General features: G+C 72.3%; 17 protein-coding genes. 9 read left to right on the top strand and 8 right to left on the bottom strand.

Annotated features, from left to right (window positions below):
- Window positions 1-15 precede the first annotated feature (15 nt).
- The gene (locus C6W10_RS21225; protein ID WP_199853708.1) at window positions 16-1,056 is read left to right on the top strand and encodes a glycosyltransferase family 2 protein; all 1,041 of its coding nucleotides are present in this window, start codon (window positions 16-18) and stop codon (window positions 1,054-1,056) included.
- 131 nt (window positions 1,057-1,187) lie between these two features.
- Here the strand turns inward: C6W10_RS21225 and C6W10_RS21220 are convergent, their stop codons facing one another.
- Window positions 1,188-1,727 (bottom strand): STAS domain-containing protein, encoded by a 540-nt coding sequence (locus tag C6W10_RS21220; protein WP_159104693.1) that lies wholly within the window; start codon window positions 1,725-1,727, stop codon window positions 1,188-1,190.
- 314 nt (window positions 1,728-2,041) lie between these two features.
- On the opposite strand from C6W10_RS21220, the gene C6W10_RS21215 reads away from it, so the two are divergent.
- A complete protein-coding gene (locus C6W10_RS21215) occupies window positions 2,042-2,755 on the top strand; it encodes a GAF and ANTAR domain-containing protein (protein WP_107259877.1) in 714 nt (237 codons plus the stop codon).
- A gap of 23 nt (window positions 2,756-2,778) precedes the next feature.
- Here the strand turns inward: C6W10_RS21215 and C6W10_RS21210 are convergent, their stop codons facing one another.
- The 4 genes from C6W10_RS21210 to C6W10_RS21195 form a co-directional block, all read right to left on the bottom strand.
- Window positions 2,779-3,354 carry a hemerythrin domain-containing protein gene (locus C6W10_RS21210; protein ID WP_107264150.1) on the bottom strand — a complete coding sequence of 192 codons (576 nt, stop codon included), beginning with the start codon at window positions 3,352-3,354 and terminating at the stop codon, window positions 2,779-2,781.
- 137 nt (window positions 3,355-3,491) lie between these two features.
- The gene (locus C6W10_RS21205) at window positions 3,492-4,697 is read right to left on the bottom strand and encodes a putative manganese transporter (protein WP_107259875.1); all 1,206 of its coding nucleotides are present in this window, start codon (window positions 4,695-4,697) and stop codon (window positions 3,492-3,494) included.
- 105 nt (window positions 4,698-4,802) lie between these two features.
- Window positions 4,803-5,636, bottom strand: coding sequence for a manganese catalase family protein (locus C6W10_RS21200; RefSeq protein ID WP_107259873.1), 834 nt, complete (start codon window positions 5,634-5,636; stop codon window positions 4,803-4,805).
- Window positions 5,637-5,719: 83 nt separating this feature from the next.
- A complete protein-coding gene (locus C6W10_RS21195; RefSeq protein ID WP_159104692.1) occupies window positions 5,720-6,499 on the bottom strand; it encodes a sensor histidine kinase KdpD in 780 nt (259 codons plus the stop codon).
- Window positions 6,500-6,529: 30 nt separating this feature from the next.
- On the opposite strand from C6W10_RS21195, the gene C6W10_RS21190 reads away from it, so the two are divergent.
- From C6W10_RS21190 to C6W10_RS21180, 3 genes are all read left to right on the top strand, one after another.
- Window positions 6,530-7,174 (top strand): response regulator transcription factor, encoded by a 645-nt coding sequence (locus C6W10_RS21190; protein WP_107259871.1) that lies wholly within the window; start codon window positions 6,530-6,532, stop codon window positions 7,172-7,174.
- Between the two features lie 154 nt (window positions 7,175-7,328).
- Window positions 7,329-7,955 (top strand): cyclase, encoded by a 627-nt coding sequence (locus tag C6W10_RS21185; RefSeq protein WP_159104691.1) that lies wholly within the window; start codon window positions 7,329-7,331, stop codon window positions 7,953-7,955.
- Window positions 7,952-9,130: a zinc-dependent alcohol dehydrogenase gene (locus C6W10_RS21180; protein WP_107259867.1), complete on the top strand. Its 1,179-nt coding sequence runs from the start codon at window positions 7,952-7,954 to the stop codon at window positions 9,128-9,130. Before C6W10_RS21185 ends, C6W10_RS21180 begins: the two co-directional genes overlap by 4 nt.
- A gap of 7 nt (window positions 9,131-9,137) precedes the next feature.
- On the opposite strand, the gene C6W10_RS21175 is transcribed toward C6W10_RS21180, so the two are convergent.
- Window positions 9,138-11,183, bottom strand: coding sequence for a glycogen debranching N-terminal domain-containing protein (locus tag C6W10_RS21175; RefSeq protein ID WP_107259865.1), 2,046 nt, complete (start codon window positions 11,181-11,183; stop codon window positions 9,138-9,140).
- Window positions 11,180-11,557 carry an SCP2 sterol-binding domain-containing protein gene (locus C6W10_RS21170; protein WP_107266364.1) on the bottom strand — a complete coding sequence of 126 codons (378 nt, stop codon included), beginning with the start codon at window positions 11,555-11,557 and terminating at the stop codon, window positions 11,180-11,182. Before C6W10_RS21170 ends, C6W10_RS21175 begins: the two co-directional genes overlap by 4 nt.
- A 459-nt stretch (window positions 11,558-12,016) precedes the next feature.
- Here C6W10_RS21170 and C6W10_RS21165 point away from each other — a divergent pair, with 459 nt between their 5' ends.
- The 3 genes from C6W10_RS21165 (at window position 12,017) to C6W10_RS21155 (ending at window position 14,892) form a co-directional block, all read left to right on the top strand.
- On the top strand, window positions 12,017-12,772 hold the full coding sequence (locus C6W10_RS21165; protein ID WP_107259862.1) for an SDR family oxidoreductase: 756 nt from the start codon (window positions 12,017-12,019) through the stop codon (window positions 12,770-12,772).
- Window positions 12,773-12,945: 173 nt separating this feature from the next.
- Window positions 12,946-13,965: an RNA polymerase sigma-70 factor gene (locus tag C6W10_RS21160; protein ID WP_234361366.1), complete on the top strand. Its 1,020-nt coding sequence runs from the start codon at window positions 12,946-12,948 to the stop codon at window positions 13,963-13,965.
- A 105-nt stretch (window positions 13,966-14,070) separates the two neighbouring features.
- Window positions 14,071-14,892: an alpha/beta fold hydrolase gene (locus tag C6W10_RS21155; protein WP_107259860.1), complete on the top strand. Its 822-nt coding sequence runs from the start codon at window positions 14,071-14,073 to the stop codon at window positions 14,890-14,892.
- An 11-nt stretch (window positions 14,893-14,903) separates the two neighbouring features.
- On the opposite strand, the gene C6W10_RS21150 is transcribed toward C6W10_RS21155, so the two are convergent.
- Window positions 14,904-15,740, bottom strand: a complete 837-nt coding sequence (locus C6W10_RS21150; protein ID WP_107259858.1) for a helix-turn-helix transcriptional regulator — start codon at window positions 15,738-15,740, stop codon at window positions 14,904-14,906.
- Window positions 15,741-15,930: 190 nt separating this feature from the next.
- On the opposite strand from C6W10_RS21150, the gene C6W10_RS21145 reads away from it, so the two are divergent.
- Window positions 15,931-17,358 (top strand): aldehyde dehydrogenase family protein, encoded by a 1,428-nt coding sequence (locus C6W10_RS21145; RefSeq protein ID WP_107259857.1) that lies wholly within the window; start codon window positions 15,931-15,933, stop codon window positions 17,356-17,358.
- The last annotated feature ends 37 nt before the right edge of the window (window positions 17,359-17,395 follow it).

Here is a 17,395-nt window from a genome sequence, read left to right as displayed (position 1 = left end):
GGTACCAGCCTGATCATGTCTGATCTGACCGTGGTGGTGGCGACCCGGAACCGGCGGGAACAGCTTTTGGCATCGTTGGCCCGGCACACGGCGCCGGTGATCGTGGTGGACAACTCCTCCACCGACGGCACCCCGGAGGCGGTGGCGGGCCGCTTCCCCGAGATCCAGGTCGTCCGGCTCGACCACAACGCCGGTGCCGCCGCCCGCAACGTCGGCGTCGAGCTGGCCCGTACCCCGCTGGTCGCCTTCGCCGACGACGACTCCTACTGGGCGCCCGGCGCGCTGGAGCAGGCGGCACGGCTCTTCCGGGCCCACCCCCGCGCCGGCCTCTTGACCGGCCAGGTGCGGGTCGGTCCGGAGCGACGCCTCGACCCGGTGTCGGCGGCAATGGCCGAGCAGCCCCTCGGCACGCCGCCGGACCTGCCCGGCCCGGCGGTACTCGGCTTCCTGGCCTGCGCGACCGTTCTCCGCCGCCGGGCCTTCCGCCAGGTCGGCGGCTTCAACCCCAGACTGCACGTGTACGGCGAGGAGGCGCTGCTGGCGCTGGACCTGGCGGCGGCCGGCTGGGGACTCGCGTACGCGCCCGGGCTCGTCGCGTACCACCATCCCGGCGTGGCCGGCCGGGACCAGCGGGCCCGGCACCGCATGGAGGCGCGCAACCGGGTCCTCACCGCCGTACTCCGGCGCCCGGTGCCGGTGGTCCTGCGTACCGTCGCCGAGGCGGGGCGTACGCCGCACGGCCGGCGCGGTCTGGTCGACGCCGGCCGCGAGCTGGGCTGGGCGCTGCGCCACCGCCGTCGGGTGCCCGCCGACGTCGAGGCGGCCCGGAGCCTGCTCGACCGACTCGACCGGCTCGACCGGCTCGACCGGGGGGCGGCTGGCGGTGAGCGTCCGGTGGTCGCCCGGTCGTCGCCGCAGGTCGGTCGTGACCCGGTCGCGCCGCTGCTGTCGGCGGGGGCGGCCGGCCGAGCGGATGGCCCGGATGTACCCCGGCCTCGCCGACCGAGCCGGGAACAGCTCGTCGGGGAACGCCGCCACGAGGGCTACCGGGAATAGCGCGATGAATGTGCTGGACCTGGTGGGACGCTTCGCCGACTTCGCCGGTCGCGGATCCGGGGGCGACCACCGGCGGTTCAGCGGCTCGGCCCGCCCTCCGACGGCTCAGCGCCGACGCGGGTACCAGGCATTTACGAGAGTGTGTCCAACTGGTGGGGTTCGGCGGGGATGCCGAGCAGTTGCCCGAGCCCGGCGAGGTGCAGGAGACGTCGGGTCATGCCGTGCGGCCGGCGTACGGTGAATCGGCATCCGGCGCCGAGCGCCTGCCCGTACGTGATCATCAGGGCGGTTATCCCGGCGGCGCTGAAGAAGGTGACATCGCCGAGGTCGCAGCAGACCCGTGGGTGCCGCTGCACGGCGCTCAGCAGTGCGTCCCGCAGCAGTGGTGCGGTGGCCAGGTCGATCTCGCCGGCCGGGCGCACCACCAGTTGGTCGTCCGCCCCGGTGTGCGGCGCTGCCGGCTCGACGTGCTGGGAGACGGTGAACCCGGCGGCGTCAACGAGGCCGGCCGTCGGGAAGGCACCCGCCACCGGCGAGGCCAGCGACGGGCGCCGTCGGGTCGTGGCCGGTCGTCTCCCGGCAGGCTGCGGCCCGGCGTCGAGGAGGAACGGCGCGACCTTGACGAGGGATCTGGCGAGGGAAAGGGGTACGGAGAACCAGCGCGCGGCCATCAGAGACTTCTCTCTTCTCGGAGAGTGGGATGGGCGCATGGTTTGACCCGTGTGCAGTCTAGTGGGCACCGCTGCCCCCCGCCACTCGGCGCCATCCTGGCCACGGCGGACCGGAGAGTTCCGGTGCGTCGGCGTATGGTGGGGGTCTGCGCCCGATGACCACCGAGCAGTTGGCGAACCGGCGTCGGAGGCAGGCGTGGTCACCGGATCCAGCTCGGGCTGATCTGCGCAGCGGCCCGCGACCGTGGGCTGCCATCGCCCCCGGGCCGTAACCGGGACGACGGCCCGGGCCGTCGTTCTCCGAGGATTTCCCCATGTCTGACACGTCGCTCGACCCCACCGAGGCGTTCACCCAGCTCGGGCGGATCAGGCTCGCCGAGACGGACCTCGACGGGGTCCTGGACCGGATCGCCCAGCTCGCCCGGCGGACGCTCACCAACGCGGACGAGGTGTCGGTGACGCTGCTGAGCGGTGACGAGCCGCGCACCGCCGCGTTCACCAGTCGACTCGCGCTGAGCCTCGACGAGCGGCAGTACCAGGCCGGGCACGGTCCGTGCCTGGACGCCGCCCGGGCCGGCGCGACCATCTCCCTGCCCGACACAGCCACCGAGAGCCGCTGGCCGGAGTGGAGCGCCCAGGCCCGGGCGGAGGGAGTGGGCAGTTCGCTCTCGATCGGGCTGCCGGTCCAGGAGACGGTCTTCGGGGCGCTCAACGTGCACAGCGCCAAGCCCGAGGCGTTCGACGACGAGGCCATCATGCTCGCCGAGGCGTTCGCCGGCTACGCCGCCGTCGCCCTGGCCAACGCACACCTCTACGACACCACCGCCTCGATGGCCCAGCACATGCAGATGGCCATGCAGAGCCGGGCCGTCATCGAGCAGGCCAAGGGCATCGTGATGGCCGAACGACGCTGCACCCCCGACGAGGCGTTCGCGATCCTCGCGAAGGTCTCCCAGGACTCCAACCGCAAACTCCGGGACGTCGCCGCAGCGCTGGTCGAGCGCGCCTCGGGCGGTCAGCGGCGCTGACCCGCCAGCCAGGCTGACGCCGGTCAGTCCTGGCCGCGCTGCGATTCGCGCCAGTCGCGTACGGCGTCGCGCATCCGGTCGAAGACCGCCAGGGGTGGCCCGGCCATCAGGTTCGCCGAGGCGGACTCGCCGGCGTGCGGGTGCGGACGCGTCGGCGCCATCGCCTCGGCCGCGCGCAGCGCTCCGGCCATCCTGCCGAGCTGGGCCGAGGAGAGGCTGCGGCGCAGCGACGGGAACTCCTCGTTCTCCTCCCGGATCGCGTGCGCGGAGACCGCCTCGGCGAACTTGGCCAGCCGCCGGTCGAATTCGGGATGGTCGACACCGAGGTCGTAGAGGGCGGCCAGTTCCTTCTTGGCCTCGTCCTCCTCGTGCCGCAGCTGGCCGGTGACCGTGTCACCCCGTTCGATCTTGCGTTGCGCGGTCGGGTGCACGACGATCTCCTCCGCGGTCTCGTGCACGGCGAGCAGGCGCACCAGATCCTGGAACAGCTCCCGTTTCTGACTTCCCTCGGCACGACCGAGCTGACTGAACAGCGTCTTAATCTGCTTGTGCTGCTCGATCAACAGGTCCAGTACGTCCTGCTTCACACCTGCGGTCACGTTCGTCACCCTCCTCCGGTCGACTCGGCACGCCCCGGTTTCCCGGCACGGCGACTTCCATGTCTCCCGGTACCGGAGCGCTGCCCGGCGGTCGCCACGACCGTTTCCGGGGCGCCGGCCGCGCGTCCGGCTCCCCTTCAGCGGAGCAGTACGAGCAGCGCCAGCCCGACCAGGAGGGCCGGGATGGTGGTGATCACCGTTGCGGTCGCGGCGGCCCGGCGGCGCAGCGCCGCGAGCGGGATCAGGGCATCCCCGTCCTGGCTGATCGCGTTGGCCACCAGTGTCGTCACCGGCAGGCCGCCGCTGACGAAGATGCCGGTGAAGACGATCTGGACGGCACAGCCCGGTACGAGTCCGATCAGCGCCCCGACGAGCACTCCGGCGACTCCGGCGAAGGCGAGTTCGGAGCCGTCGAAACCCGTCGTGCTGCTGAGCACCTGCCAGCCGACGTAGGCCACCGCCACCCAGACGGTGATGAACGACGCCTCGTGTGCGCTGTGCCGCAGCGCCTCCCGCCGGCTCGACGGGGTGGCGGTGTCGACCGTGTCGTCGGCGAACCGGCCCCGTCCGGCGGCGAAGATGAGCACCGCGATCAACGTTCCGCAGCAGCCGAGCGCGAGGTAGGGGTCGACGCCGCCGAGCGCGGCGGTGAGGCGTTGCGGGTCGACGGCGTGGAACACCACCGGTACCGACACCAGGAAGGCCGGCATGGTGAGTCCCCAGAACACCAGGGACATCCGGATCGGGCGTACCGGCGCCACGGCCGCCGCCGCCACGGCCAGGGTCGCCGGGGCCGGGAAGGTGTCGAGGGCCGCCGGTCGGCCGCCGGTGCCGGTCCGGGCCACCAGTTGCCGCTGCGGCTCCGGCGCGCCGGCTGGCCGGCGGGCCCCGTCGGCCGGGGCGTCGGTGTGCTGCCGCCGCAACCAGCGCCTCGGCGACCGGACGGCCCGGGCCGGGTCGATGCCGAGCATGTCGACGACGTACCCGGTGACCAGGCCCACGACGAAGAGCAGAGCGTGGATCTTGAGTGCGAACTCGGGGTTCGCGGCGATGACCACCCAGGACGAGTCGCCCATGGTCGCCGCGAGGGCGGCCACGACCGTACCGAAGGAGACCTTGCCGCGTGCGTACAGCGGCATGAGGATGATGGCGCCGCCGCAGCCGGGGCTGACCCCCAGCAGCGCGCCGACCAGGGGACCGAGCCGGGGGCGGTGGGTCAGGTGGTCGGTGACCCGGTCGCCGTACCGCCAGCGCAGCCAGCCGAAGAGCGCGACCATCACCGCGACGTAGACCCCCACCTGCATGAACGCGTCCGCCAACGGGCGGGCCAGGAGTTCGATCATGGTTTCCGTCTTCCGGGTGAGGCCGCGCCGACCCGCCGCCGTGGCGACGGATCGGCGCGGCGGGACGGCGCGGCGGAACGGGGCAGGTCGGTGATCTGCCGCCGGTCAGGTGCCGGACGGCGGCGTGCTGTGCAGGCGCGGGTCGCCCGGCGGCAGTACGGGCGCGTCCGCGTACGAGGTCGGGGTCGCCTGGTAGCTGAACTGTCCCTTGCCGTCGGGGCTCGGGCCGGCGGCCCACCGCCCCTCGGCCGCCTCCTCGCCCGCCGAGAAGTTGATGTACTGGTAGGCGAACTCGTTCTCCTGCTCGGCGTCGGGGAACGCCTCCGGGACCGGCATCTCCTCGAGGCCGTCCTCCTTGAGCTGCTCGATCGCCGCGAGCCACATGTTCTGGTGCATGGTGTCCCGGGCCAGCAGGAACCGCAGCATCTGCTTGACGCCGGGGTCGTCGGTCATGTGGAACAACCGGGCGACCTGGAGCCGGCCCTGCGCCTCGGCGGTCACGTTGAGGTGGAAGTCGGCGAGCAGGTTGCCGCTGGCGGTGATGAAGTTGCCGTTCCACGGCACCCCGGCACTGTCCACCGGCAGTGCGCCACCGCCGGAGTGGATGAAGTGCGCCGGGTTCGACCCGGCGTAGATCGCGGTCAGCATCGGGTTGTCCTCGGCGGCCGCCTCCTGGAGCGACAGTGGAGAGCTGTCCAGCAGGTGGGCGATCATCGTGCAGATCATCTCGACGTGGCCCATCTCCTCGGTGCCGACGTCGAGCAGCAGATCCTTGTACTTGCCGGGCAGTCGGCAGCTCCAGCCCTGGAAGAGGTACTGGTTGGCGACCGTCATCTCTCCCCACTTGCCGCCGAGCACCTCCTGGAGGCGCCGGGCGAACGCGGCGTCGGGAGCATCGGGCTTGGCCTGGAACTGCAGGTCCTTGACGTGGCTGAACACGGTGTCCTCCTGTTAGAAGTGGCAGACCGTGCCCGGCTACCCGCTCCGCTGGCCCGCCGGGGTCACCGGGCGGCCCGGAGGGGTCAGCTCGGTCCGGCCCCACCTCCGGGGAGGCATCGCGGGGCGGGCAGGCTCACCCGTACCGCCGTTCCACCCGTGGTCCGGTACGCCGTGATCGTGCCGCCCTCGGCGGCGACCAGCTGTCGGACGATCCACAGCCCGAGTCCGGAGACGCCGGGCGGCGGCGCGGTCCGGGCCAGCGCAGCCAGCAGGGCGCGACACGACCGTCCCTCGTCGGCCACGACCAGGACCAGCGCGCCGGCCCGTACCGAGGCGGAGACCCGGACGTGGCCTTCCGGCGGGCCGTGCCGCAGGGCGTTGTCCACGAGGTTGGCGAGGATCTGCCGGATCCGGTGCGCGGGTACCAGCCGAGCACCGGCACCACGGGAGAGCCGTACCGTCAGCCGGTGCGGCGGCGCCTGGGCCGCGACCGCGGTCGGCAACACCTGGCTCAGCGGGACCGGCCGGTCGACCGGCTCCGCCAGGCTCTGCGTCACCGACGTCGCCTGCCGGCACAGCACCGCCAGGTGTGCCGCCTGTTCCTGCGCCAAGGCGGCCAGGCCATGTCGTTGCGTCGGGTCCAGCGGCACCGACTCCTCGGCCAGGGCCCGGGTCAGTGAGCGCAGCGACTCGATCGGTGACCGCAGTTCGTGGCAGAACATCCGCAACAACAGCGTCTCGCTTCCGGCAGCGGGTGCCCCGGTCTCCTCCGGCGCTGCCGAAACGGAGCCGGCGGTCGGGAGTTCCCGGACGTGCGGAGCACGGATACCGGCGCGATGAGTGGTCTCGGGCCGGCCGGGCATGATCGGTCCCAGATCGGGAAACGCCGCCGCGTGTCCGGATCCGCAACCCTCCGCCTCGTACTGGTCGATGACCATCCCCTCTTCGTCCGGGGTCTCGAACTGCTGCTTCCGGCCAGCACCCAGGGGCGGGCCCGGATCGTCGGCGCCACCGGTGACGCCGCCGCCGCGGCGGCCACGGTCCGCCGGTGCGTACCCGATCTGGCCCTGGTCGACCTGCACATGCCGGCACCGGGCGGGATCCGGGCCATCACCGCCATCCGGCGGACCGCGCCACGGGTACGGATCGTCGCGATCTCGGGTCTGGACGACACCGATCTGATGGTGCAGGCGCTGCGGGCCGGCGCCGAGGGTTACCTGCCGAAGAGCAGCGAACCCGAGGAGCTGCTGCCGCCGCTGATGGCGATTCTGGACGGGTGGGCGGTGCTCCCTGCCGGGCTGCTCGTCGCGCTGCTCCGCCCGACGTACAACGGGCTGCCGGCGACGGCCATCCTCGACGACGAGGAACGCCGGCTTCTGCAGCTTATTGCGAAAGGTTGTCGGACGGTGGAAATCGCCGAAGAGCTGAACTTCTCCGAACGCACGGTGAAGCGACTCACGGCGTCCCTGCTGCGGAAGCTGCGGGTGTCGAACCGGACAGAGGCCGCGGCGGTGGCCGGAAACGCCGGGCTGCTCTGAACCGGGCACGTCCACCGGTGGGACGGCATGGCTGAGGCGTTTGTCCCGTTGCCCGCCGGGTACGCCATCCGTGGGTGGCGGCGGTCCCCATGGGAGTTCCGCGCCGGCCGTACCGGGCGGGAACGGCCGCCGGCTTCGGGTTGGGAGGATCGGCATGGTTGGCAGGGTCAGTGGATGGCTGGCGGTGACGGTGGCGGCCGGCGTGGGAGCGGGCCTGCTCGCCCGGCGCCGCCGGGAATCGCTGCCGGCGCGCCAGGACGGCGGATACCGGACCGTACGCGCGGTCACCGTCGACCGATCGGCGGAGTCCATCGTGGAGTACTGCGGGCAGTCGCCGCACCTCTCGGCCATGCTGGACCGGCAGGTCCAGGTGCGACCGGGTGACGGCGAGCGGCGCCGGGTCCTGAGCGGCGGGTCCGGGACGGCCGGCTGGACCGTCGAGGTCCACGCCGACTCCGCGACCGGCCCGTTCCACTGGCAGGTCGAGGAGGGGTCGACGCCGCACCAGGGCCGGATCGAGCTGGTTTCCGCGCCGGGTGCCCGGGGCACCGAGGTACGGGTCGAGCTGCGCTACCCGGAGAGCCGGGTCGGACATCGGGCGGCGGCGCTGCGGGGACGCGACCTCGACCAGCTGCTCCGTACGGTGCTGCGGCGGGTCAAGTCCCTGATCGAGGCGGGGGAGGTGGTCTCCACCATGGCCGAACCCTCCGGACGGGCCGGCATCACGGAGCGGACCACCCGGGTCGTCCGGGAGAAGCTGTCGACGGGAGGACGGCCGTGAAGGCACTGTGCTGGGAGGGCGTCGGGAAGCTGCGCGTGCAGGAGGTCCCCGACCCGACGATCCAGGGCCCGGGTGACGCGATCGTCCGGGTGCGGGCGAGCAGTGTCTGCGGATCCGACCTGCACCTGATCAACGGCTACCTGCCGGCGATGCGCGAGGGCGACATCCTCGGCCACGAGTTCACCGGCGAGGTGGTCGAGGTCGGGCCCGAGGTCGGCAAGCTCAAGGTCGGTGACCGGGTGGTCGTCGGATCGGTACTCGCCTGCGGCGGCTGCTGGTACTGCCGCACCGGCCAGTACTCGCTCTGCGACAACTCCAATCCGCAGCCGAACTTCACCGAGACACTGTGGGGGCACGCGCCGGCGGGGATCATCGGCTATTCGCACGCCGCCGGTGGCTTCGCCGGCAGCCACGCCGAGTACGTCCGGGTGCCGTTCGCCGACGTCGGCGCGTTCCCGGTGCCGGAGGCGGTCGCCGACGACGCCGTGGTCTTCGCCTCCGACGCGATGCCGACCGGTTGGATGGCCGCCGACTTCTGCGACCTGCGTGGTGGTGAGGTGGTCGCGGTCTGGGGGGCCGGTGGCGTGGGCCAGATGGCGGCCCGCTCCGCCCAACTGCTCGGCGCCGAGCGGGTGATCGTGATCGACCGGCTGCCCGAACGGCTCCGCGTCGCGGAGCAGCGGCTCGGGGTGGAGACCATCGACTACAGCCGGGTCGACGTGCTCGCCGCGCTCCGGGAGATGACCGGTGGCCGGGGGCCGGACGCCTGCATCGAGGCGGTCGGGATGGAGGCCCACGACGTCGGTCCGGCGTACCGGTACGACCGGATCAAGCAGGCCGTGCGGTTGCAGAGCGACCGGCCGACGGCGGTACGGCAGGCGATCATGGCCTGCCGCAAGGGCGGTACGGTGAGCATCGTCGGCGTCTTCGGCGGCTTCGTGGACAAGTTTCCGCTCGGCGCCGCGATGAACAAGGCACTGGTGCTGCGGATGGGGCAGATGCACGCCCAGCGCTACATTCCGATGCTCCTGGAACGGCTCGCCAACGGCGAGATCGATCCCGGCTATCTCGCCACCCATCCGCTGCCGCTGACCGACGGCGTGCGCGGCTACGAACTCTTCGAGAAGAAGCAGGACGGCTGCCTGCGGTCGGTGCTGCACCCGACCCCGGCCTGACCGCCGGCTACCGGGCGACCTCGACCGAGCCGCGACCGTAGGCGTCGAGCCGGCCCCACCGTCCCGGGATGTCGAGCAGCGCGATGTGACCCATGTGCTGGGGCAGGGCCGGGTTCACCACGAGATTCTCGCCCGACGGTTCGAGGCCGAGCATCGTCCGCAGGAAGAGCAGTGGTGCCCCGGCCGACCACGCCTGCGGGCTGCACGCGGTGGGGTACTGGACGGGGTATTTGGTCCGCTCCCGCTCGTGCCCGGCGAACGCCTCGGGCAGGCGTCCCTGGAAGTAGGTCGCCGCGTCCAGGATCGCGGCGGCGACCCGGGCCGCCTCGTTCTGGTACCCGTAGCGGCGCAACCCCCAGGCGATGATCGAGTTGTCGAACGGCCAGACCGTGCCGACGTGGTAGCCGACCGGGTTGTAGAGCCGCTCGCTGTTCGCCAGGGTCCGGATCCCCCAGCCGGAGAAGAGCGCGGGACCGAGCAGGTGCCGCACCACGGCGTCGGCCTTGTCCTCGTCGACGATGCCGCTCCAGAGCAGATGGCCGATGTTCGACGAGAGGGCGTCGATCTGGCTGCCGTCGGCGTCCAGGCCGAGCGCGTAATACTGCCGGTCCTCGATCCAGAAGTCGCGGTTGAAGCGCTCCCTGAGCCTGAGGGCGTCGTCTTCGAGCCGGTCGGCGAGGGCGGGGTCGTTCCAGAACGAGCGGGCCAGTCGGGACGCGCGCAGCTTGGCGTCGTAGGCGTAGCCCTGGAGTTCGCAGGTCGCCCGGGGATAACCGGGCAGCCGACCGTCGCGATAGGAGATCGCATCCGGGGAGTCCTTCCAGCACTGGTTCGCCAGTCCCGTGTCCGGGTTGCGGGGACGGTAGGAGAGGTAGCCGTTCCCGGTCAGGTCGCCGTACTCGTCGATCCAGTTCAGAGCCGCGCGCGCCTCGTACTCGAAGTGCCGCACCAGGTCGACGTCCCCGGTCCACCGCTCGTACTCGTCGAGCAGCACGACGAACAGCGGTGTCGCGTCGGCACTGCCGTAGTACGGGCAGTGCGGCCGCTCCTCGAAGGCGACCGTCTCGCCGAACCGCATCTCGTGCAGGATCCGGCCGGGGTCCTCGTCCCGGAAGTCGTCCCGGCGGCTGCCCTGCCGGGTGCCCAGCTCCCGCAGTGTCGAGGCGGCGAGTTCGGGCTGGAAGGGCAGTGCCTGGAGGCTGGTGATGATGCTGTCCCGGCCGAAGACCGCCATGAACCACGGCAGGCCGGCGGCCGGCAGGCTGCCGCCCATGGAGGTGGGCGCGGTGAAGCGCAACGCGGCGAGGTCGACGAGGCTGCGCAGGTAGGTGTGCCGCAGCGGGTCCCAGTCGCACTCCAGGCGCGGCGCGTTCTCGATCCACTGCTTCAGGTCCCGCTTCATGTCCCGGTCGGCCCAGCTCGGGTCCCACTCGGACCCCAGCGGCAGGGTACGGCCGGCCGGGCCGATCATCGTCGGTACGACCCGCAGCTCGGTGGTCCACTCCTGCTTCGGGTCGAGCCGGACGGTGAAGGTCAGGCCGCGCCGGTCCAACTGAGCCGGTGCGGTGGCGGAGATGACGGTCTGCCGGTGGAAGGTCTGCCGGGTGTACCCGAGCAGCAGGCGCCCGTCGTCGACCCGCGTGTAGTAGTCGCCCTCCTTCGCCAGGGCGTCCTTGACCTCGAAGAGATCGGCGAAGTCGGACCCCACCTCGACCCGTACGGTGAGTTCGACCGGCTTGTCGCCGTGGTTCAGGATGGCGATCTCCTCGCTGAACCCGTCCGTCACCGCGCGCTGGCGGAGCACCGACACCTTCGCGTTGGTGTACACCCCACCGGGACCGACGAGCAGGAAGAAGCGCTTCTCGTAATATTGCAGGTCGTCGATGGAGAGCGGGCTGAGGCGTTCCCCGTCGACGGTGAGCACCCAGGTGGAGAGGTAACGCGTGTCGAAGGAGAAGAGCCCCGCCGGGTCGGTGGGCGAGGTGTCGATGTCGCCACGGGTGTCGCTGACCACGAAGGTGTTCCCCGCGAGAATGCTCACCAGGTCGCTCATCGTCTCGGCGGCTCCCCGCTGGTGGCCATCCGGTGCCCGCTGGGCGCCTGCGGTCCCGGCAACAGCCGTTCGAACATGAGCAGCAGCGGGACCTTGCCCTCGGCCGAGATCTCGCCCCGCAGCAGCGCCGCCATCAGGTTCGCCTCCCCGCAGGCGGCGCGGTCGAACAGCTCCCGGCCGACCCGTACGACACCATCCGCCTCGATGTTCTCCCGGGTCACCGTCACGTCGCCCCGGTCGACCCGCACGTACCAGTGCTCCGTGCAGAGCCCCTGCACGACCTCGAAGCGCACGGTGCCGGAAGCCTTCTCGAGCAGCCGTTCGTGCCCGCGCCGGCTGAACTCGGCGAAGTACTCCTCGGTGGGACTGGTCATCCCAAGCCTCCGTTTCCTGCGATCGTCGGCCCACCACGCCGGCGGCCGGGATCTGGGTCTGGAGCGGCGTCGGCACCTACCCCCCATGGTCGCCGTCGCCCGGGGCCGGGACATCACCCGCGCCGGGTGATCCGGACCGGCAGGGCCGGCGAAATGCGCCTGGGCGGGCCGATCGAGTCGGCCGGCCGACCTCCGGCGAGGGCGGCCGACGGGCACGCCGGACCGGGCCGTGCGGCGCTGTCGGAGAGTCGGACATCCGGGTCCGAACAGACCGGGTGAGGTCGTCACCGGTCGACGAGACCGGCCCGATCGGCTCCGCGAGGTGTCGCGGTCGCCCACCGGGGGAGACCGGATGCGGTGGCGGCCGACCGGCCGCTGTCACGAATCACCGTCCCACCCGGTCGTTGTGGGTGACAGGGCGCCGTCGGCGCCACGGAAAGCCGAACCAGAGGAACAGAAATGAAGATCGTCGTTATCGGCGGCAGCGGACTCATCGGCAGCAAGGTCGTGGAGCTGCTCGCCGCAGCGGGTCACCAGGCGGTGGCGGCCTCCCCGAGGACCGGCGTGAACGCGGTGACCGGCGAGGGACTCGCCGAGGCGCTCGACGGGGCCGACGTCGTCGTGGACGTGTCGAACTCGCCCTCCTTCGACCCGGCCGCCGCGCGGGAGTTCTTCGAGACCTCCACCCGCAACCTGCTCGCGGCCGAGGCGGCGGCCGGGGTCGGCCACCACGTGGCGCTCTCGGTCGTCGGCGCGGACCGGATGCCGAACGTCGGGTACATGGGGGCGAAGGTGGCGCAGGAGGCACTGGTCGCGGCGGGGCCGGTCCCGTACTCGATCGTGCGGGCGACGCAGTTCTTCGAGTTCCTCGACGCCATCGCCGACACCGGGACCGACGGCGACACCGTACGCCTGGGACCGGTGCTCTTCCAGCCGATCGCCGCCGACGACGTGGCAGCCACGGTCGCGGACGTCGCGCTCGGTGCCCCGGTCGGCGGCATCGTCGAGGTGGCCGGCCCCGAGCGGTCCCGCCTCGACGAGGTGATCCGGTCGGTGCTGCGCGCACAGCAGGACCCCCGGCAGGTGGTGACCGACCCGGCCGCCGGGTACTACGGCGCCGAGGTGGCCGAGGACGCGCTGGTTCCGCTCGGCGAGGCCCGGACGGGGCGCATCCGGCTGGCGGAGCGGCGTGCGGTGGACGGGGTCGGGCGGTAGCCGTCGACCCGGCACGCTGTCTGCCCGACCTGCGGCCGGCCCGCCGTGCCGGCCGGAGGCCGGGCCCGGCACCGGCCCCGGGCCGTCGGTCGGGCACAGCACCGGCCTCGGGCCGTCGGCCGGGCGCCGACGGGATTTTGCCACCGGCCCACGAACCCGTGGACGATGGCGATGTGCAACCCCCGATCGAGCAGGCCGACGGAGCGATCGAACAGGCCGAGAGATCCACTGAGCGGACCCACGGACCGATCGAGCAGGCCGAGGGACCCACCGAGCAGGCCGAGGGACAGCCGGAACAGGCCGACGGAAAGGCCGGGCAGTCCGGACATACCGACGAGCTGGGCGACTTCCAGGCGGTCCGGGGACGGTTGTTCGGCATCGCCTACCGGATGCTCGGCAGCGTCGGGGACGCCGAGGACGTCGTGCAGGATGCCTGGCTGCGGTGGCAGGGGACGGATCGCCGGAGCGTCCGCAACCCGGCGGCGTTCCTCACCACCACGACGACCCGGTTGGCGATCAACGCGGTGACGACGGCCCGGGCGCGTCGGGAGACGTACGTCGGGCCGTGGCTGCCGGAGCCGGTGGACACCTCGGCCGATCCGGCGCTCGGCGCCGAGCGGGCCGAGGGGCTGGAGTTGGGGGTACTGCTGCTGCTGGAGAAGCTCGCCCCGGCGGAGCGGGCGGCGTACGTGCTGCGGGAGGCGTTCGACTACGCCCACCGGCAGGTCGCCGAGGTCCTGGGTACCACCGAGGCGAACGCCCGGCAACTGTTGAGCCGGGCCCGCCGGCACCTGGCCTCGACGCGCTCGACACCCGTCGGCCGGGCCGAACACCGGCGGTTGGTCGAGGCGTTCCGGGCGGCGGCCCGGAGTGGCGACCTGGCCGCGCTGGAGCGGCTGCTCGCGGCCGACGTGATCGCCAGTTCCGACGGCGGGGGACGGGTGCACGCCTCCCGGAAGGACCTGTACGGCGTGGCCCGGGTGACGACCCTGCTCGACAACGTCCTGCGGAAGTACTGGAGCGAGTCGGTGATCCGGGTGGTGCCGGCCAACGGCACCGAGAGCCTGCTCGTGGCCGCCGCAGACGGGACTCCGGAGGCGCTGCTCGCCCTGACGGCCACCGACCGGGGCGTCGAGCGCCTCTTCCTCGTGCTGAATCCGGACAAGCTGCGCCAGTTCGCCGCACGGGGCTGACGGCTGCGGCAGGGCGGATTCCGGCAAACCGCCCTGCACCAGGCCCGAGCTGTGTCTAAATCGGGTACGTCGGGCGCTGGACCGATCGCGACGTACGGGGGAGTCATGGGCTTCGTCACCGCCAAGGACGGCACGGAGATCTACTACAAGGACTGGGGCTCCGGCCCGGTCGTGACCTTCTCACACGGCTGGCCGTTGAGCGCGGACGCCTGGGACGGCCAGTTGCTGTTCCTGGTGCAGCAGGGCTTCCGGGTCGTCGCGCACGACCGGCGGGGGCACGGCAGGTCCGGCCAGGCCTCCGCCCGCAACGACATGGACGGGTACGCCGACGACCTCGCCGCCGTACTGGAGGCGCTGGACCTGACCGACGTGACGCTGGTCGGCCACTCGACGGGCGGCGGTGAGGTGGCCCGCTACATCGGCCGGTACGGCACCGGTCGGGTCGCCAGGGCGGTGCTGATCTCCGCCGTGCCACCGATCATGGTGCAGACGCCGGACAATCCCGAAGGGCTGCCGATCGACGTCTTCGACGGGCTGCGCGCCAAGCTCTTCGCCGACCGGTCGCAGTTCTACCAGGAGCTGGCGCAGATGTTCTACGGCGCGAACCGGCCCGGGGCGAAGGTCTCCAAGGGCATCCTCGACCAGTTCTGGCTCTGGAGCATGCAGGCCGGCATGAAGAACGCGTACGAGAGCATCAAGGCCTTCTCCGAGACGGACTTCCGGGACGACCTCGCCAAGTTCGACGTTCCGACCCTGGTGATGCACGGCGAGGACGACCAGATCGTCCCGGTGAAGGACTCGGCCCGGAAGACCGCCCAGTTGATCGCGAACGCCCAGGAGATCTACTACCCGGGCGCGCCGCACGGGTTGACCGCCACCCTCCAGGACCAGGTCAACAACGACCTGCTCGCCTTCCTCAGGAGCTGACCGGGGACAGCTCAGAGCCCCTGACCGGCGACGACCGAGAGCAGCCGGAGCCGCTCCGCGCTCTCGCTGCCCGGGGTGGCGGTGAAGACCAGCAGCGACTGGGACTGGTCGGGATCGAGCAGGACCTGGCAGTGCAGTTCGAGGAGCCCGAGCCGGGGATGCTGGATCCGCTTCGCCGCGCAGTACGGGCCGGTGACCGGGTGCTCGCGCCACAGTTCGGCGAACTCCGGGCTGCGGGCGAGCAGCCCGTCGACGATCTCCCCGGCCCGGGAGTCCCGCCCGGCCCGGGTGTACGCCCGGTGCAGGTCGGCGGCGAGCAACCGGCTGTGCCCGGGATGGTCCTCCTCGGGGTGGATGCGCCGGCTCTCCGGTTCGGTGAACCAGCGGTAGTGCAGGCTCCGGGCCAGCCCGGTGTGCCGGGTCTCGTCGCCGAGCAGCGCGGTGGCGAGCCGGGTCTGCCGCAACGTCTCGCCGAGGTCGCTGACCACCTGCGCGGCCGCGTCGCCGAGCCCGTCGAAGATGCGCATCATCCCCGGGTTGATGTGCTCGGCCCGGCGTACCCGGCTCGGCGTCGGATAGCCGCCGAGCCGGAACAGGTGGTCCCGTTCCTCCAGCGAGAGGCGCAGGCCACGGGCGATCGCGGCGAGCATCTGCTCGGAGGGGCGGGGGCCGCGCTGCTGCTCGATCCGGCTGTAGTAGTCGGTCGACATGTCGCTGAGCGCGGCGACCTCCTCCCGGCGCAGCCCGCCGGTACGCCGCCGCCGCTGTCCCCGGGGCAGCCCGACATCCTCCGGTTGCAGCGCCTCGCGCCGGCTCCGGAGGAACTCGGCCAGCCGCACCCGGTCCATCGCGCCTCCTGCTCGTCCTGCCTTCCGGCCGCCCGCCGACCGTTCGACTTCGGCAACAATCCCCGGACCGGCGGGAATTCCTCCGGCGGCGCCGATCGTCACACCGGGGCGCGGCGGCCGACCAGGTGAGCGCTGTCCACGGATCGGCTGTACCTGGCTACGCCCGTACCGCCGGCCAAGACTCGGCTCCATGACTGGACCAACACAGAACGCGCCCGGGCACTGGATCGACGGCGCGTGGACCCCGGCCGGATCGTCGGCGACCATTTCGGTGTCGAACCCGGCGAGCGGTGAGATCGTCGCCGAGGTGCCGGCCGGTACCGCCGATGACCTTGACCGGGCGGTCGCCGCCGCCCGGGCCGCCCTGCCCGGCTGGGCCGCGACACCGCCCGCCGAGCGGGCCGCCGTCGTGCGGCGGATCGCCGAGGGCCTGGGTACCCGGGCCGAGGAGATCGCCGCCGCGATCACCGCCGAAATGGGTTCCCCGCTCGGCCTGTCCCGGACCGCCCAGGTCGGCTTCCCGGTCGCCGTCGCCGAGTCCTTCGCCAGCCTGGCCGCCGACTTCGCCTGGACCGAGGAGATCGGCAACTCGCTGATCGTGCGCGAGCCGATCGGCGTGGTCGGCGCGATCACCCCATGGAACTTCCCGCTCCAGCAGATCGTGTCGAAGCTGGCGCCGGCCCTGGTCGCCGGGAACACCATGGTCTTCAAGCCCTCCGAGATCGCGCCGCTGACCGCGCGGATCCTCGCCGAGGTCACCGCCGGGGCGGGCCTGCCGGACGGGGTCTTCAACGTCGTCTACGGCACCGGACCGGTCGTCGGCGAGGCGATCTCCGCCCACCCGGGGATCGACATGATCTCGTTCACCGGCTCCACCCGGGCCGGCCGGCGAATCGCCGCCGTCGCCGCGGCGACGGTGAAGCGGGTCGCGCTGGAACTCGGCGGCAAGGGCGCGAACGTCGTCCTCGACGACGCCGACCTGCCGACGGCGGTACGGACCGGGCTGGCGATGGCGTTCACCAACGGCGGTCAGGTCTGCGGCGCCTGGCCCCGGATGCTGGTACCGGCGTCGCGCCAGGACGAGGTCGTGGCGCTGGCCGTCGCCGCCGCCCGGGAGTACGTCGTCGGCGAGCCGACCGACGAGGCGACCCGGATCGGCCCGATGGCCTCCGAGGCGCACCGGGAGAGGGTCCACAGTTACATCGAGCGGGGCATCGCCGACGGGGCGAGGCTGGTCTTCGGCGGTCCCGGCCGCCCCGAGGGGCTGGACCGGGGCGCCTACCTCCGGCCGACGATCTTCGCCGACGTCGACCCGTACTCGGTCATCGCCCAGGAGGAGATCTTCGGCCCGGTCCTGACGATCATCCCGTACGCGGACGAGGACGAGGCGGTCGCCATCGCCAACGGCACCGTGTACGGCCTCACCGCCGGGGTCTTCGGCGAGCCGGAGCACGCCCTCGCCGTGGCCCGGCGGCTGCACGCCGGTCAGGTCGACGTCAACGGCGGCCACTGGAACCCGCTCGCCCCGTTCGGCGGCTACAAGCAGTCCGGCAACGGCCGTGAGTTCGGCCGGGCGGGGCTGGAGGAGTTCCTGGAGACCAAGTCCATCCAGCGCTGAACGGGCGTGCGGGGGGCCCGACGGCGGCCGGTGGACG

Source organism: Plantactinospora sp. BB1, assembly GCF_003030385.1.
In the GTDB taxonomy this organism is placed as follows: Bacteria; Actinomycetota; Actinomycetes; order Mycobacteriales; family Micromonosporaceae; genus Plantactinospora.
This window is presented reverse-complemented; position numbering and strand designations above follow the sequence as displayed.